The sequence below is a fragment of the Polaribacter irgensii 23-P genome (assembly GCF_000153225.1).
Lineage (GTDB): Bacteria > Bacteroidota > Bacteroidia > Flavobacteriales > Flavobacteriaceae > Polaribacter > Polaribacter irgensii.
In genome coordinates this window covers 920,307-937,141 of sequence record NZ_CH724148.1, presented here as the reverse complement: position 1 = coordinate 937,141, position 16,835 = coordinate 920,307, and the positions used below count along the sequence as shown (strand labels likewise).

Below are 16,835 nucleotides of genomic sequence, written 5' to 3'. Positions count from 1 at the left end.
TTTTTAAAATAAGATACAAATTATGAAAACAAAAATTTTAGCATTCATTGTACTTTTTGTAGCAACAATTAGTTCAAATGCACAGATCGATAGAAGTACAATACCAAAGGCAGGTCCAGATCCAGTTATAAAACTAGGAGTGCCTGTAAAGTTCAACATGTCTAATGGCTTAAAAGTAATTTTGGTAGAAAACCACAAATTACCAAGAGTTTCCGCAAACTTGTCCATTGACAATACTCCTTATTTTGAAGGTGAAATTGCAGGAGTTTCAGGTATGATGGGAAGTCTACTAGGACGCGGTACCGCGAACATAACCAAAGACGAATTCAATGAAAAAGTTGATTTTTTAGGAGCAAATATCAGTTTCTATAGCGCTGGAGGTTTTGCTTCTTCTTTAGAAAAATATTTTCCTGAAATTCTTAGTCTTATGGCAGACGGAATCAAAAATGCAACATTTACCCAAGAAGAATTTGACAAAGAGGTGCAACTTTCTTTGGATGGATTAAAATCTAACGAAAAGAGTGTTACCAGTGTTGCAAGAAGAGTAGAAAATGTTTTAACCTATGGTAGAAATCACCCTTTTGGCGAATTTACTTCAAAAGAGAGTGTGAAAAAAATCACCTTAGCTGATGTAGAAAATAATTACAATACTTACTTAAAACCGAACAACGCAATTTTAGTAGTCGAAGGAGACATCGATATTAAAGAAACAAAAAAACTTGTAAAAAGCTTGTTTGCAGATTGGAAAGCTGGAGAAATTCCTTCGTATACCATGCCTGAGATTACAACGATCGCAACTGCAGAAATTGACTTTATAAATATGGATAATGCTGTGCAGTCTGAAATTGCAATTATCAATACAGTAGACATAACTTTAGGAGATGCCGATTATTATGCTGCTTTGTTAGCTAATAAAATTTTAGGTGGCGGTGGAACAGCACGTTTGTTTATGAATCTTAGAGAAGACAAAGGATATACTTATGGGTCTTACTCTAGTCTTAGCCAAAGTAAATATGTAGGAACCTTTAGAGCAAGTGCTAGCGTTCGAAATATGGTAACAGATAGTTCTGTTGTAGAATTACAAAAAGAAATTAATAAAATTAGGTACCAAACAGTAAGTGCAGAGGAACTTGAAAACGCCAAAGAATCTTATATTGGTAGTTTTGTAATGGATGTTCAAAAGCCGAGAACCGTTGCTAATTTTGCTTTGAATATTGAACGGTATAATTTACCAGCAAACTTTTACGAAAGCTACATCCAAAAGATTAAAGCAGTCACCTTAGAAGAAGTTCAAAATGCTGCTATTACTTATTTTACAAGCGATAAAGCTCGAATTATTATTACTGGAAAAGGAATTGATGTACTTGCCAATCTAGAGAAAACAGATTATGTAATTAATTATTTTGATGTAGAAGGAAACCCAACGCAAAAGCCAGCAATGACATTGCCAATTCCAGAGGGAATGACGGCATCCTCTATTGTTGATAAATACATCGCTGCTATTGGAGGTAAGGATAAGGTGATGGCAGTTAAAACTACCATCATGACAGCAAATGCTACCATTCAAGGGACTCCTTTAGTAATGACCATGAAAGCTGCTGCGCCGAACAAAACTTCGCAAGAGATTTCTGTGATGGGTAATAGTATGCAAAAAACTGTTTTTAATGGATCTATAGGATACACCAATGCAAGAGGTCAGAAGAAAGACATGACTGAAGCGCAGGTGAACGAAGCAAAATCGGGAAATGCGATTTTCAATGACCTAGAATACAGCTCTGGAGAATTGCTCCGAATTGAACCTCTAGAAGGAAAGAATGCTATTGTTTTAAAATTTAATGATACCGAGGTGTATTATGACATGACTTCTGGGCTAAAAGTGAAAGAAGTGAAAACCGAAAAAACACCAGACGGCCAAGAAGTAAAAATACCCACTGTATTCTCAAATTATAAAGAAGTCGATGGGGTTAAGTTTCCTTACTCCATCGGTATAAAATCAGGTCCGATGAACTTAGATTTCGTTGTCAAAGAAATTAAAGTGAATGAAGGAGTTTCTGATGCAGATTTTGAATAATTAAAATAAAAATACTTTTTTAAAGTCAAGGGTCAAGACAGTACGTTTTGACCCTTTTTTTTGTTGCAATAAATTTGAATAAGAATACCACGGCTTACGAATGCTCTACTAGACGCGCTGTTTCATTCATGTAAAAAACTCGATCGGAACGATACACCATAGGGTATGTTTTAACGGTTGAAGATTCCCCGAACTACTGAAAACGAAGCACGAAAAATAGGTCATTGCTTTTACTTCTTTTTCTTATTCACCAAGTAAACACCAAGGAGAATAATAAGACCTCCAATTATTTGAAGCAGACTTAGTTTTTCACCATCTAGAACTCCCCAAAACACAGCCACTAATGGAATTACATAGGTTACAGAAGATGAAAAAACAGGATCTGAAATATGTACTAATTTATTATAAATGGTCTTTGCAATGCTGGTACCAACAATCGATAAAATTGCAATGTATCCCAAAGATTGCACAAATACCTCATTTTTTAAGTCGAAAGTACTAAAGAAATCTGTGCAACTTAGAACAATAATTGCAGGAACCAACAACAATAGAAAATTACCCGTTACAATAGAAAGCGCATTTAAATCGTTTAAATATTTTTTAATCATGTTTGCATTAAGCGCATACCCAACAGACCCTATAATTATAAACACAGCATACCAATAGTTCTGATTTGGATTTAAATCTGCACCTTTTAAGATGAGTAGTAAAGTTCCAACCAAACCAACTAATATACCGTATAACTGTCTTCTTTTAAAAGCAAATCCAAAAATTAACGCACCAAAAATCAAGGTATTAAAAGGTGTCAGTGAGTTGAGTATCGCCACAATAGAGCTGTCGATATTGGTAATGGCAAAAGCAAATAAAAACCCTGGAATAAAAGTCCCAGAAATCGCAGTGTAACAAATATATTTATAATGTTTCTTTTTAATTTTCTTTAACGAGGGAAATGCCACTAAGAGTAAAAAAACAGCAGTAAATATCATTCTTAGCGCACCTAATTGAATCGGGGTCACGCCCAATAAAGCCTTTTTCATTAAAATAAAAGAACTCCCCCAAACAAGGCAGAGTATCGTAAAATAGAGCCATTTTTCCTGCTGATCTTTCATAGATATTAATTCGAATTGCAAAAGTCTTCTATTTATTGAAATATCAACGCGATTATTAATAAATTTGTACAATCATTTAATCGTTCAAAATTATGACACTTAAAAAAATATTTTTATCAGTCGCAATTGCCTGTTTCGTCTTAACAGGTTGCAAAGAAAATAAAGTACCAAAAAAAGAAAAAGTTTCCCTAGCTATTTCGGGCATGACTTGCGAGATTGGCTGTGCAAAAACAATTCAAGCGAAACTCTCTAAAAAAGAAGGTGTTTTAGATGCAAAAGTGGTTTTTAAAGACAGCATTGCCACTATTGATTTTGATGCAAACACCACCTCTAAAAAAGAATTAATTGGATACATAAATGGAATTGCTGGCGGTGCTTTATACAAAGCAACTGAAAACCAATTGAAATAATAGCATTTCGATCTGTAGTTATTTTGTAGTACTTGTAAAATAAAACCGATTTTAAAGAGAATACAAAAGTAAAAAGCAGGCGTATCGCCTGCTTTTTACTTTTTCCTACTCAATGATGAGTGCTGTTATAAACCTGCACTTTTCCAAGTCCAAGCTGCAACAGCAACTTTAGTTCCTGTTTTATATTCTGCAGTTGTAGAAGCAGCAACACCGTCTATAATTACATTTTCTAAAGGACCTCCGTCTTTCATATCGATGTTCTTTTCATACCCTTCCAACCATATATTTGTAATGGTTGCACCTGAAGTCTTTTTAAACTGCAAGCCAGTACCACCTGCTGTAGAAATAGCTGTTAAGTTTATAAATTTTGGATTCCCATTATTCTTGTCCCCCTCAAAAGCAGTAGAAAAACCAGAAACTGTGTGAGAAATATAAGTATTCGTTACTGTTCCATTCCATCCTTCGGTCCAATCCACAGCATCATCTTCGTTATTTTCTAAATAGATATTTGTTGCAGAAACCGTGCCTCCAAAAAATTCTATACCGTCGTCAGCACCATTAATTACCGAGATATTTTCTATGGTAGTTCCAGATCCAACCCCGTATAACGAAATTCCGTTGTACTGAGAATCCGCATTAATTTGTGCGCCTGTTCCTTTAATCACTAAATAAGTAACAGATCCAGAATTGTCCGCATCATTGGTTCCTCCGTAGATAAAACCACCAACCTCTGCTACTGCATCTTCACCTGCAGTTGTTGTTGCATCTCCACAGATTGTTAGACCTCCCCAATCTCCAGAAATAGCTGAAGCCGAGGAAATTACAACAGGATTATTTTCGGTCCCTTGAATGTCAATTTTTCCACCTTTTAAAACCGCGATGAATACACCGGTGCCTCCATCTCTCGCCTCAATTTTTGTTCCTGCAGGAATGACTAATTCACCTCCAGCTTCCACAATATAAGAAGAATTCAAATTGTATTTAACAGCAGCATCTAAAGTAACTTTTCCAGTAATTGCGCCCTGTAATACCGATGTTGGAATCGCTGTACTTGAATTTACCCACATAAAATCTGCGGCACTCACTGTTTGTGCATTTGTGTAAGACAATAAAGGATTCGCAGCAGCACCGTCAATAAGAACGTTCGCTAAAGCTCCATCATCTTTCATGTCGATAGATATATCATAACCTGTCAAAGACAACCCTGTTATTGTAGCACCAGATTGTTTTTTAAACTGTAGCGCTGTACCTCCAACAGTTGACACTGCAGTAACATTGTCAAACTTGGGATTTCCATTTGCTTTATCTCCTTCAAAAACTGTTGAAAATCCTGAATTTGTGTGCGTAATGTATGTATTTGTTATGGTTCCGTTCCAGCCTTCTGTCCAATCTACAGAATCATCTTCATTATTTTCTAAGAATAAATTTGTTGCGGATACCGTTCCTCCAAAAAATTCAACACCGTCATCTGAACCGTTAATTACAGCAATGTTGCTAATTGTCGTTCCAGAACCAACTCCGTAAAAAGAAATACCATTGTACTGTGATTCTGAATTTATTTGTGCTCCTGTTCCTTTAATTATTAAATAATTAATAGCTCCAGAATTGTCTGCATCATTTGAACCTCCATAAATGAATCCACCAACTTCTGCTTCTGCATTTGCGCCTGCAGTTGTTGATGCGTCTCCACAAATGGTTAACCCTCCCCAATCTCCTGAATCTCCCGCAGCAGATGACATATTTACCGGACGAGATTCGGTTCCTTCTATGTTAATTTTAGCTCCCTTGAGAACTGCGATATAAACACTTGTTCCTCCGTTAAGAGCTTGAATTGTTGTTCCCGCAGGGATTGTTAACGTAGCTCCTGACTCCACAATAAAAGAACCATTTAAATTATAAATTTGGTTTGAATTTAATGTATAATCTTCATCGAGATTTCCATTCATAATTCCAGAATTTAAATTCCCTATTACTTCCGAAGCAGGCTCTTCTATAATAATAGAAGGCTCTTCACTACCACAATTTGTGAATGATACAATAGCTAAAGAAAAAGCTACAATGTTTAAAATTTTAGAAACTGATTTTTTCATTTTAGTTTAGTATGATTATTAATTTCAAGCAAAGTTGCTATCTTATTGTTGAATCTTCTTTATCTAAATATTAATAGTATGTTAGGTTTCAGCAACTTTACCCTCTTTTGTTAAGTAATCGTTAATTCCCTAGAATGTATATTTAATACTAAATGTCAATTGGCTTCCTTTATGATAAGCAGAAACTGTCTCGTTGGTTTCTATGTTTGTAATTAGATTTCTTACTTTTTGAGTTTGTCTTATTTCTGGGTTCAAAAGGTTTCTACCTACAAACTTTAACAATATGTTTTCTGATAGTTTTTTACGAACCACAAAATCTAAGGATACAAATCCTTTTTCTATAATCTCATCATTATACAAAGCAGCACTATTTGCAAAATCTTCGGGAGACCCTAACGCAAAAATTTTGTCTGACGAATAATTTCCCGTTACAGTTGCTGTCAACTCTTTTTGTTTTTGATTGGAATAACTTAAAGAAGTATTTGCAATAAAATCAGAAGCTCCCTGCAAGCTCGATTTTGTAATGTCTTTGTATTGAAAATCTGCTAATAAATCCTGCTCAAGCCACATCTTGGTTATATTCCCCGTAATATTAAAAATACTTTCATCTTCTGAATTTTTTAATAAATCGGTTTTTGCTTCGAACTCAACTCCATATACATTTGCTTTTTCTCCAGTATTTGAATAGATAAAATATCCCGAAGAACCCCTTGTCTGAGATAAGTTAATGGGATCATTAATTTGCTTGTAAAAACCTGCTAGAGAAAAAAGTTGTCCTCTCTGAGGAAAAAGCTCGTATTTTAAATCAAAATTATAAATTTCTGATTTTTGTAAATCTGGATTTCCTTTGGTAACACGCCCTGTTGGAGACACATATTCAAAAGGTGCTAATTCCTTAAACTCTGGCAATGTCTGCGTAATACTCGCTGCAAATCGCAAATAATTATTCTGCGCCAATTCGTATTTTAAATTTACACTCGGATAGAGACTTTCATAGGTTCTATTTAAAGTACCCAATCTCCCTACAAAATTAGCAACATCCCAGACAACATTTATTTCATCTCTCTCAAAACGAAATCCTAAAGTACCCGAAAATTTGTCCTTTATTTGGAAATCAAAATTGATAAAACTGGCCATAATATCTAATGTCGCTTCATATCTATCTGCCTCTCTCAACCTTAAAGTAAGCCCATTGTTGAAATTTGTTGCTGTAAATGTTGATGACAATTCATCTACGGAAGCTGCTCTGTAATCTTTTGACTTTACACCTACAAATAACGATTTAAACGTTCTCTCTTTATGTCTGTAGTTAACTCCATAATTTAAGGAGAACGGCTTCTCATCATTCTCGTTTTTTGCACCAAGTGCCCATTTATTTTCGAACGTAGCGTTGTATTCTGTATCCTGAATTTTCTGGCTAGATTTTCGTTGCTGAAAATCACCTACATGTGCATATTGAATTTCTGGAGCCGTAGCAACTTCTAAAATATTTACTTCATTTCTAATTCTATTTGGCTCTTCTGCCAAAACGAAATTAAAGCCTCCTGCCCAGTTTGCTGTGTTGTTTTCACTCCACTTGTGTTCTCCTAAAAGTTGATTGACAAACAAAGTTGTTTGTCTAAAATTTTGATCTCGCACAAAAGCTCCAGTCTCTTGAGGGTCTTGATCAAAAACGTATCCCAAACCGTTTCTACCTTGCTCATATAAATTATCGACACCCGTATTTACAAAAAGCGTATTGTATTTGATGTTATTAGAGTCGTTTAGCTTTAGGCGAACATTGATATACCCTGTGGTATTTGCATTGGATGCATATTGTTCTACATCTGTAAACTCCCTATCCAATACATTAGACCGATAGGCTCTAAAAACTCCTTTTTGGTACTCAAAAGTTTTAGCGTGAGAACCTGCAAAAAAAACAGCAACCTCTTTGCCAAAAAATTCAAATTTCTTTGCCGCTGAGAAAGACCCATTAAAATTTATTGGTGTTGCTAGGGTTTCCGTATCCCAACCTTGTAAAGTGATTAGATTTTGCAGTGCAAATTGTTTTTGGTGAAAACCAATCGTAACATCTTGATTTGTAATGGTTGTTCTAAAATCATCAGAAAGACCAGCAACATTTGTATTTGCTCCTCCTGACATGGAGATTGAAACTCCTTTTTTTGAATACTCTTTAGAATTTATGTTTACTTTACCCGAAGCTTGATCGGCATACCCTCCTGTGCTATACGTCTTACTAATTCCTACATTTTCTATGATGTTGGTTGAAAATAAATTTAAATTGATATTTTTATTCTCAACATCATCAGAGGGAATTGGAAGACCATTCATCGTGGTTGCTAAATAGCGGTCTCCTAAGCCCCTTATATAGATGCTCCCTGAACCTTCACTTTTGGTAACGCCCGCAATTTTAGTGGTCGCATTTGCTGCATTTGAAACCCCTACTTTTGCCAATGTTTGCGCTCCAATACTCTCAATGATAACAGATGCTTTCTTTTGCTCTAATAAAAGTGCATTTGCAGACTCCTTTCCTATCGATGTCTTTATTACAATCTCATCTAAAGCAACGCCTTCTTCAGCAGACATTATTTGATTCAGAATTATTGTTTGTCCTGAAGCGATGGTAAATGTTTTTTCAACTGTTTTGTATCCTAAAAAACTAAATGAAACTATATGGGTACCCTCGGGAACTTGAAAAGAATAATTTCCGTCAAAGTCTGTAGTTGCTCCTATATTAGTCCCTTTCACAAACACATTCGCAAAGGGCAAGGTCTCATTATTTGCTTCCTTATCAGTTAACAATCCTTTCAAGATTCCTTTATCCTGACTGATAGCTATTTGACTGAATATAATAAAAATTATAAATAAAAATTTCTTCATTATTGTTGATTATTTTCTAGTGCAAAAGTCTTGTGTTATTGTTAATTCTGTGTTAGGAGTAAATTATGATTGTATTACAGAAACATTAACTTAAGGTTAAATTGAAGAAACTGTTAACCTTTTATTAATTTAAATTCAACAAAAAAACGATAGAATACTTTCATCTTTGTAGTAATCTTTAAAGAGATAGCGTCATTATAAAAATATTAGTTTTTGTCAACTATTTTATAGGGCATTCTGCCTTCGGCCAAGGCAGTTTTTTGTTTTTTAATGTTCTCATACCGTTTATCTGACATTATTGTTATTTATTTGCTGCGACAAAAGCTAATAATAATAATGAAACCAACTACACTGCAAAAAGCAGCAGTACTGCTGTGTATTTGTGCTTTTCTAAGTGCAAACGCTCAAAAAACCAACACTCAAAAATTTGGTAAGGGGCTTTTCAATCTCATCGGAAAAGACAGCACATGGTCAATGAAAATAGGGCTGCGCTTCCAAACACTTGCAACTAGTAATTGGGAAATACACCACGGACTCTCAAATCCAGCGTCCTCTATGATGATTCGACGTTCTCGTTTGAAATTTGATGGATTTGCATATTCTCCAAAACTAAAATACAAAGTAGAACTTGGCTTGTCTAATAGAGATTTGTCCGGAGCTTCAAAATACACAGGAAATGCCCCAAGGTATATTTTAGATGCCGTTTTAAAATGGAATTTCTCTGGTAACTTTGTTGTGTGGTTTGGACAAACCAAACTTCCAGGAAATCGAGAACGAGTAATCTCATCTGCCAACTTACAACAAGTAGACCGCTCTTTATTAAACAGTCGGTTTACAATTGATAGAGATATGGGGGTGCAACTAAGACATCATTTCAAACTTACAAATCGTTTTTTGGTAAAAGAAGTATTTTCGATCTCCCAAGGTGAAGGAAGAAATATCACCACTGGAAATATTGGAGGCCATCAATATACCACAAGAATAGAACTTTTCCCTTTCGGTGACTTTGCAAATAAAGGAGACTACAAAGGAAGTGACCTAAAGTTTGAGCCTTCCCCAAAATTATCCTTAGGCTTTGTGTATGACTTCAATAACAATGCCTCTAAAACAAGAAGCAACCAAGGTTCTTATATGACCAATGACACGGGATTTTATGTAACGAACATCGCTACTTTGTTTATAGATGCCATGTACAAGCACAATGGCTTTTCTTTGATGGCAGAATTTGCAAATAGAACTGCTGGAGATGCTTTTGCAAAAAATGCTGATGGCTCTTTAACCGGAGATGTCGTGCAAGTTGGAAATGGTTTAAATCTACAAACAGGGTATTTATTATCTAAAACGCTCGAAATCTCTGGGCGGTACACAAATATTTCTTTAGACAAAGTAATTACTGGAAAAGGCGCCGAAAATCAATATACTTTAGGATTGTCTAAGTATATTTCAGGACATCAATTAAAAGTTCAAACAGATCTAAGCTATACAGACATTGGTTTTAAAACGAATCAACTGCTCTATAGATTGCAAGTAGATATTCATTTTTAGTACTAAGAAATATAACATAAACATAACATTCACCTCTAATGGTGTTTGTAGATTTGCGCAACTTAATTTAATCAACTGAAATGGGAGATCCATATATTTTAATGTTAGTCGCTTTAGCAATATTAGCTATTGTAGATTTAGTCGTAGGAGTGAGTAACGATGCTGTAAACTTTTTAAATTCAGCAATTGGCTCTAAGGCAATTTCTGTAAGAAATATTATGATCATTGCTAGTTTAGGAGTGTTCTTTGGAGCAATTACCTCTAGCGGAATGATGGAAGTTGCGCGAAAAGGGATTTTTAACCCTAGAATGTTCATGTTCCAAGACATCATGATTATTTTTATGGCAGTAATGATTACAGACATTCTTTTATTAGACATCTTTAACTCTCTAGGAATGCCGACCTCCACAACGGTCTCCATTGTATTTGAATTGTTAGGCGCTGCTGTATGTATTTCTTTGTTAAAAATATCTGCAAATGATTCGCAATCTTTTTCTGAAATCTGGAACTATATCAATCATAAAAAAGCAGTTGAAATTATAAACGGAATATTGCTATCTGTAGTCGTCGCATTTTCGGTTGGTGCAATTGTTCAGTTTGCATCTAGGATAATTTACTCATTTAATTTTGAAAAAAGAGCCGTTTATATCAACGCGCTATTTGGTGGTTTTGCAATTACTGCAATTACATATTTCATCATTATAAAAGGAATGAAAGGAACTCCTTTCTATACAGATATTAAGCACTTAATTGAAGGAAAAGCACTTTTAATTATTGCAGGAAGTTTTGTAGCTTGGAGTATCATATCGCAGGTATTGATAAAATATTTTAAAGTAAATGTTTTAAAATTAATTATTGGAATTGGTACCTTTTCTTTAGCCATGGCATTTTCAGGAAACGACCTGGTAAACTTTGTTGGTGTGCCTATCGCCGCTTGGAATTCTTATGAAGCTTGGAATGTTTCTGGGGTGAATGCAGATGCGTTCTCTATGGAGATTTTAGCCGAAAAAGTACCTTCTAATGTTTGGTTATTGTTAATCGCTGGTGCGGTAATGGTAGTGACCTTGTGGACTTCTAGTAAAGCTAAAAACGTAATTAAAACAGGGATCGACTTGTCTAGACAAGGAGATGGACATGAGAAATTTAAACCAAATCCGCTGTCTAGAGTTACCGTAAGGGCTGCAATGACCATAAACACTGGAATTCGGTTTTTAGTACCAGCGCCTACTTTAGCATACATAGATTCTAAATTTACCAAACCAGTAATTTCATTACCAAAAGACAAAACATATGAACTGCCCGCTTTTGATTTAGTAAGAGCAGCGGTAAATTTAATAGTTGCTGGTATCTTAATTTCTATTGCAACATCAATGAAACTACCACTATCTACGACCTATGTAACATTTATGGTTGCCATGGGAACTTCTTTAGCAGATAGAGCTTGGGGAAGAGAAAGTGCTGTATACAGAGTCGCTGGTGTTTTAAATGTAATTGGAGGTTGGTTTCTTACGGCTATTACCGCATTTTTAGCTGCCGCTCTGGTTGCATACTTAATTAGTTGGGACATGGTTATGATTCCTATTCTTCTCGCAGTAGTTGCTTTTTTAATCGGTAGAAATACTTTAATTCACAGAAGAAAAACAAAAGAAGAGAAAAAGCAAGTGTATATAGAAAGAGCCGAGTTGATTACTATTAACGGTGTTATTGAAGAAAGTGCTGACCATATTTCTGGAGTTGCAAATAGAGTAAACAAATTGTACACCAATGTGGTAGATGATTTGGCAAAACACGATCTGAACAAACTGCGCAAAACGGACAAACATGTTGGTAAATTAAATGATGAAATTGACTCTTTAAAAGATGGTGTTTTTTACTTTATTAAATCTTTGGATGAAACATCTGTACAAGCAAGTAGGTTCTATGTAATGGTGTTAGGACATTTACAAGATGTAGCACAATCTATTAGTTATATTTCCAGAGCAAGCTACAAACATGTAAATAACAATCATAAAAATCTAAAAAAAGGCCAATTAAATGACCTAAAACAAATAGATGAAGAATTGTCTGATCTGTTATTGAAGGTTGCGGATGTTTTTGAAAAGAGATCTTTTGATACGTTAAGTGAAATTCTAGTTGAAAAGCAAGAATTGTTGAAAAACGTCTCTCTATCTATAGAAAATCAAGTCTCAAGAATTAGAACAGATGAAACAAGTCCAAAAAATACCACGCTTTATTTTAGCTTACTGCTAGAGACCAAAGATTTAATTTCTGCTTTAATGAGTCTTTTAAATACGTATGAAGAGTTCTATCTCAGTACAAAACAAAACAATTAAAAATTTAAAGCCACACACTTTTAAAAAAAACCATGGACAACTTCATGGTTTTTTTATGCTTAAAACCAAAAGCCTAAATTGAACAACCAAAAACCTTTTTTATTATCGGGTGTCCAACTATATTTTAACTCTATAGGCCCAATAAAAGAGTTGTAACTATAACCTACCGCATACCCAGACTTTATATTGTCAAATAGCTGTAAGTCTTCAAAGACGTTGTTTTCTAACCGCGCATAGTTTGCAATGAATGAAAAATAGTGTGCAGTGCCCAACTTATATCTCAAATCAAATTGCGACTTTATAAAAGAGCTGTTAGACAATTCCGCAAACTCATATCCATAAAAAGATACAAAAGTGTTTATATAGTTCTGATTGTATCCACCGAGATAAAAATCAAATAGATTAGACGCTGGATTTTCAATAGTAAAACCTATCTCATTCGTGTTTTGAAACGTAAGCCTGTCCACGAAAGTAGTTGCAAAACCAAGCGTCCCTCGCACCTGAGAAAACATCTTAAACCTGTTATTATTCTGAGAAGATGCAGTATACCACTTAAAATTAAAATCGGCAAAATACCCTTTTGTGGGAAAATACTTTTTATCATAGGTGTCTAATTTCAAATACCCAAAAGCACTCCAATAATTATTTTCGTCTATAATTGTTACAGGTGCCGTTGTAGCGGCTAAAGTAGCGGTAGAAGCTCTAATCCATTTATGTTCTATCCCAATACCCAAAGCAAATTTCCTGCTATAGGTCGTCTGGAAAAAAGCTTGATTGGTAATGTCTGAATACCCAAGGTTGATGCTATTTACCTTTGGCAAATCAGAGACTTGATTGAACTTAGAGTTGGTTCTAAAGTGATTGTATCTCGATCTAAAGCCATAGCTGATATAAAAACCGTTGTCTACAAAATAATTTAAATTGTATCTTATATTGTCACCTAAAATCATATCTACAGATAACAAATCATTTTTTTTAAAGAGGTGTTTCTGACTGTAAGTTGCCAAAATACTAGATTTATACAATAAATCATAGCGCACTCCCAATTTCAAGTTTGCACTCTCATTGGCTTCTTTTACCTTGAAATCTAATCGGTAACTTCCATGTACGTTTTCACTTAAATAGTATTCGATACGGTTGTAGTTCCTTGTTGCGGACAGCGAATGTATTTTTGCCGTTATCTCTTTCCTAGAAAGACGATCTCCTACTTTCATTTTAAGCTTTCCTAGAATATACGCCCGCGTGTAATTTTGAATGCCTTGGACACCAATTTCAGATATCAATAATTTTTTAATGGGAAATATCTTCATTTTACGGCGCTTTTTTTCAACTTGCCGCATGGCAATTTCTTCAAAAACGGCGGTAAATTTTTTTGCTGCAACCACCCCTTTCTCTAAAATTTGAGCTTTCTTATCAAAATCGACTACTGTATACTTGTATATTTCTGGATGAATATAAACATCTAATTTTTTTATTTCCTCGTCTGTATTGCGATACATTGGATAGCTCATAATTTGATTGAGCACTGACACAACAGAATTTAATTTTTCTTTTTGAAATAACTTTCCTTCTACATTCACCCCGATTACAATATCCACCCCTTTGTCTTTCATGACACTTGCAGGTAAATTATTGGCAATTCCGCCATCTGTTAGTAGTTTGCCATCAATGGCTACTGGATTTAAAAGTGATGGAAATGACCCACTTGCCCTTAGTGCCAGAGGCAAAGAACCTTCTTCTAAGAGCACAGGAGCACCGTTTTCTAAATCAGTGGCAATACAAAAAAAAGGAATTGGAAGTTTCGAAAAGTCTTGGTAAGCTTCTGTAGTGTCAAATAATTCTAACAAAAAGTTCAATACGTTTTGTCCTGTAGAAATGGCCCTTGGAAGTCCAATTTTACCCTTATCTACCGGCAGTGTAAAAAACGTTTTCTCTCCGTACTCTTTCTCAAAAAAAGTTTCTGCTTTTCTTGGCAATTTATCCCGTAACAAAGCTAAAAAGTTGGTATTTAGCATTATCTCTTCTATCTGGTTTCCAGAATACCCGACAGCATAGAGTCCGCCAATGATAGCCCCCATGCTCGTACCTCCAATATAATCCAGTTGCAAACCTGCCTTGTCAATTTCCTTTAAAACACCAATATGCGCAAATCCTTTTGCACCACCACCACTTAAGACTAGCCCTACTTTAGGCTGCTTCTTTTGTGAAGAAGCTCCCAAAGCAAAAAGGAAAAAGAGAATGGTTATTTTAAATTTCATACGGGTTTTTTATGATAGTAATCATAGACTTTCATTGCTCTCGCGTGCCCAATTTCAACTTTTAAATCCTCTAAAGAGGCCTCTTTAACGCGCTTCGCAGACTTGAATTTACGCAATAATGTTGTAATTGTTTGCACCCCAACATTCGGAATTTCTTCTAACTCTGACTTTACGGCTGTTTTACTGCGCTTATTTCTGTGGAATGTAATTCCAAATCGGTGCGCTTCGTTTCTTAAATATTGTGTAATCTTTAAAGTTTCTGATTTTTTATCTAAATATAAAGGAATCGGATCGTCTGGGTAATAAATCTCTTCGAGTCTTTTTGCAATTCCGATAATCGCTATTTTACCTCGCAAGCCCAAAAGTTCTAAACTTTTTAAACCGGAAGACAACTGTCCTTTTCCACCGTCTACAATAATCAATTGAGGCAAGGGCTGCTTTTCCTCCAACAATCGCTTGTAACGCCTGAAAACAACTTCCTCCATAGAACCAAAATCATCTGGACCCACCACTGTTTTTATATTGTAATGTCTGTATTCTTTTTTACTCGGCTTCCCGTCTTTGAACACAACACAAGCAGCAACAGGATGCGTTCCTTGAATGTTAGAATTATCAAAACATTCAATATGTCGAGGCTCTACAGTAAGTCGTAAATCCTTTTTCATTTGTGCCATGATTCTTTTTACATGCCTGTCGGGATCTACAATTTGAACTTGTTTTAACTGTTCTAATTTATAGTATTTTGCATTTCTTTCCGAAAGTTCGACAATGCGTTTTTTGTCGCCTAATATTGGAACCGTTACTTTTAAACTTTCGCCAACATCTACTTTAAAAGGCGTATAAATCTCAGGAGAGATCGAATTAAAACGCTGCCTTACTTCAACAATGAAAAGCTCTAATAACTCCTTATCTGTTTCAGCCAATTTTTTCTTTATCTCTGTGGTATGCGACTGAATAATCGCACCATTGGAAATCTTTAAAAAATTAGCATAGCCATGGGTTTCATCGGAAATTATAGAAAAAACATCTACGTTGTTTATCGCGGGATTTATAATGGTGCTTTTTGACTGGTAATTGCCTAAAAGATTTAGTTTCTCTTTAATTTTTTGTGCTTCTTCAAATTCCATTTTTTCCGCAAAAAGAAACATCATTTCTTGAAACTTATCAAGACTCTCTTTAAAGTTACCCTTGATAATGTTCCGAATTTCTTTAATGGAATTATTATAGTGACTTTCAGTTTCTAAACCTTCACAAGCTCCTTTGCAATTTTTTAAATGATATTCTAAACATACTTTGTGTTTGCCCTCACTCACATTTTGATAACTTAAATCAAAATTACAGGTTCTTAGTGGATACAATTCCTTGATAAGATCTAACAACACTCTTACCGTCTTTATAGAAGTAAAAGGACCAAAATACTCTGAACCATCTTTGATAACCCTTCGCGTCATAAAAATTCTGGGGAAGCGTTCTTTTTTTATGCAGATCCAAGGATACGTTTTATCGTCTTTTAATAAAATATTGTATCGTGGTTTGTGCTTTTTTATAAGGTTATTTTCTAATAACAAAGCATCCGTTTCTGTCTCAACGACAATGTGTTTTATGCTGACAATTTTTGTGACTAATACTTTGGTTTTACCATTTTCATGGGTCTTAGAAAAATAGGAACCAACTCTTTTCTTTAAGTTCTTCGCTTTCCCGATGTAAATAATAACTTCATTTTTATCAAAATATTGATATACACCGGGTTCATTTGGTAAGGTTTTTATTTGGAGTTCTAAAGATGGAGTCATACTGCGAATTTAAGCAAATTGTAGCTCTTTTAAGATAGGATAGGGAATCGTTATTTTAAGCAAAAAAAATGCGATCCCTTTCTGAAGATTTTTCTGACTTTTCTTTTTTGCCTTTCTAGTTAAAAAAAGTAATTAAAATATTTTTTTGATCCCTTTTGTAGTTCCAACAAAACATCCCGCTATCCAAGTTATCAAACAGGGATTTAAATCCACCTCGTTTTTTATTAAACTTTTATCAAAAACCTAATGCATTTTAAAATATTCATGTAAGGGAGGTTTGCCTTTTTTTGATCCTAAAAAGAAGTTTGAGAAGTTTTTAATATATAGGCCTGTTGTGCGTCTAAAC

9 protein-coding genes are annotated in these 16,835 nt (G+C 34.8%); 4 read left to right on the top strand and 5 right to left on the bottom strand.

Annotation, left to right across the window (positions count from 1 at the left end):
* Positions 1-22: 22 nt before the first annotated feature.
* Positions 23-2,071 carry a M16 family metallopeptidase gene (locus PI23P_RS04130; protein ID WP_004569487.1) on the top strand — a complete coding sequence of 683 codons (2,049 nt, stop codon included), beginning with the start codon at positions 23-25 and terminating at the stop codon, positions 2,069-2,071.
* Between the two features lie 230 nt (positions 2,072-2,301).
* Here PI23P_RS04130 and PI23P_RS04125 read toward each other — a convergent pair whose 3' ends face one another.
* A complete protein-coding gene (locus PI23P_RS04125) occupies positions 2,302-3,180 on the bottom strand; it encodes a DMT family transporter (RefSeq protein ID WP_004569486.1) in 879 nt (292 codons plus the stop codon).
* 92 nt (positions 3,181-3,272) lie between these two features.
* On the opposite strand from PI23P_RS04125, the gene PI23P_RS04120 reads away from it, so the two are divergent.
* Positions 3,273-3,590, top strand: a complete 318-nt coding sequence (locus tag PI23P_RS04120; protein ID WP_004569485.1) for a heavy-metal-associated domain-containing protein — start codon at positions 3,273-3,275, stop codon at positions 3,588-3,590.
* 125 nt (positions 3,591-3,715) lie between these two features.
* Here the strand turns inward: PI23P_RS04120 and PI23P_RS04115 are convergent, their stop codons facing one another.
* Positions 3,716-5,680 carry a beta-helix domain-containing protein gene (locus tag PI23P_RS04115; protein WP_004569484.1) on the bottom strand — a complete coding sequence of 655 codons (1,965 nt, stop codon included), beginning with the start codon at positions 5,678-5,680 and terminating at the stop codon, positions 3,716-3,718.
* Between the two features lie 129 nt (positions 5,681-5,809).
* Positions 5,810-8,560, bottom strand: coding sequence for a TonB-dependent receptor (locus PI23P_RS04110; protein WP_004569483.1), 2,751 nt, complete (start codon positions 8,558-8,560; stop codon positions 5,810-5,812).
* Positions 8,561-8,896: 336 nt separating this feature from the next.
* Between PI23P_RS04110 and PI23P_RS04105 the strand changes: the two genes are divergently transcribed.
* Positions 8,897-10,105, top strand: a complete 1,209-nt coding sequence (locus PI23P_RS04105) for a porin (RefSeq protein WP_004569482.1) — start codon at positions 8,897-8,899, stop codon at positions 10,103-10,105.
* An 80-nt stretch (positions 10,106-10,185) separates the two neighbouring features.
* Positions 10,186-12,438, top strand: a complete 2,253-nt coding sequence (locus PI23P_RS04100) for an inorganic phosphate transporter (protein WP_004569481.1) — start codon at positions 10,186-10,188, stop codon at positions 12,436-12,438.
* A gap of 59 nt (positions 12,439-12,497) precedes the next feature.
* Here the strand turns inward: PI23P_RS04100 and PI23P_RS04095 are convergent, their stop codons facing one another.
* On the bottom strand, positions 12,498-14,696 hold the full coding sequence (locus PI23P_RS04095) for a patatin-like phospholipase family protein (protein WP_004569480.1): 2,199 nt from the start codon (positions 14,694-14,696) through the stop codon (positions 12,498-12,500).
* On the bottom strand, positions 14,693-16,489 hold the full coding sequence (uvrC, locus tag PI23P_RS04090) for an excinuclease ABC subunit UvrC (RefSeq protein WP_004569479.1): 1,797 nt from the start codon (positions 16,487-16,489) through the stop codon (positions 14,693-14,695). Before uvrC ends, PI23P_RS04095 begins: the two co-directional genes overlap by 4 nt.
* Positions 16,490-16,835 lie beyond the last annotated feature (346 nt).

Bases quoted from the DNA above. Each gene is read 5' to 3' on its own strand.
- PI23P_RS04130 (WP_004569487.1), top strand. From the start codon at position 23: ATGAAAACAAAAATTTTAGCATTCATTGTACTTTTTGTAGCAACAATT.
- PI23P_RS04125 (WP_004569486.1), bottom strand. From the start codon at position 3,180: ATGAAAGATCAGCAGGAAAAATGGCTCTATTTTACGATACTCTGCCTT.
- PI23P_RS04120 (WP_004569485.1), top strand. From the start codon at position 3,273: ATGACACTTAAAAAAATATTTTTATCAGTCGCAATTGCCTGTTTCGTC.
- PI23P_RS04115 (WP_004569484.1), bottom strand. From the start codon at position 5,680: ATGAAAAAATCAGTTTCTAAAATTTTAAACATTGTAGCTTTTTCTTTA.
- PI23P_RS04110 (WP_004569483.1), bottom strand. From the start codon at position 8,560: ATGAAGAAATTTTTATTTATAATTTTTATTATATTCAGTCAAATAGCT.
- PI23P_RS04105 (WP_004569482.1), top strand. From the start codon at position 8,897: ATGAAACCAACTACACTGCAAAAAGCAGCAGTACTGCTGTGTATTTGT.
- PI23P_RS04100 (WP_004569481.1), top strand. From the start codon at position 10,186: ATGGGAGATCCATATATTTTAATGTTAGTCGCTTTAGCAATATTAGCT.
- PI23P_RS04095 (WP_004569480.1), bottom strand. From the start codon at position 14,696: ATGAAATTTAAAATAACCATTCTCTTTTTCCTTTTTGCTTTGGGAGCT.
- uvrC (WP_004569479.1), bottom strand. From the start codon at position 16,489: ATGACTCCATCTTTAGAACTCCAAATAAAAACCTTACCAAATGAACCC.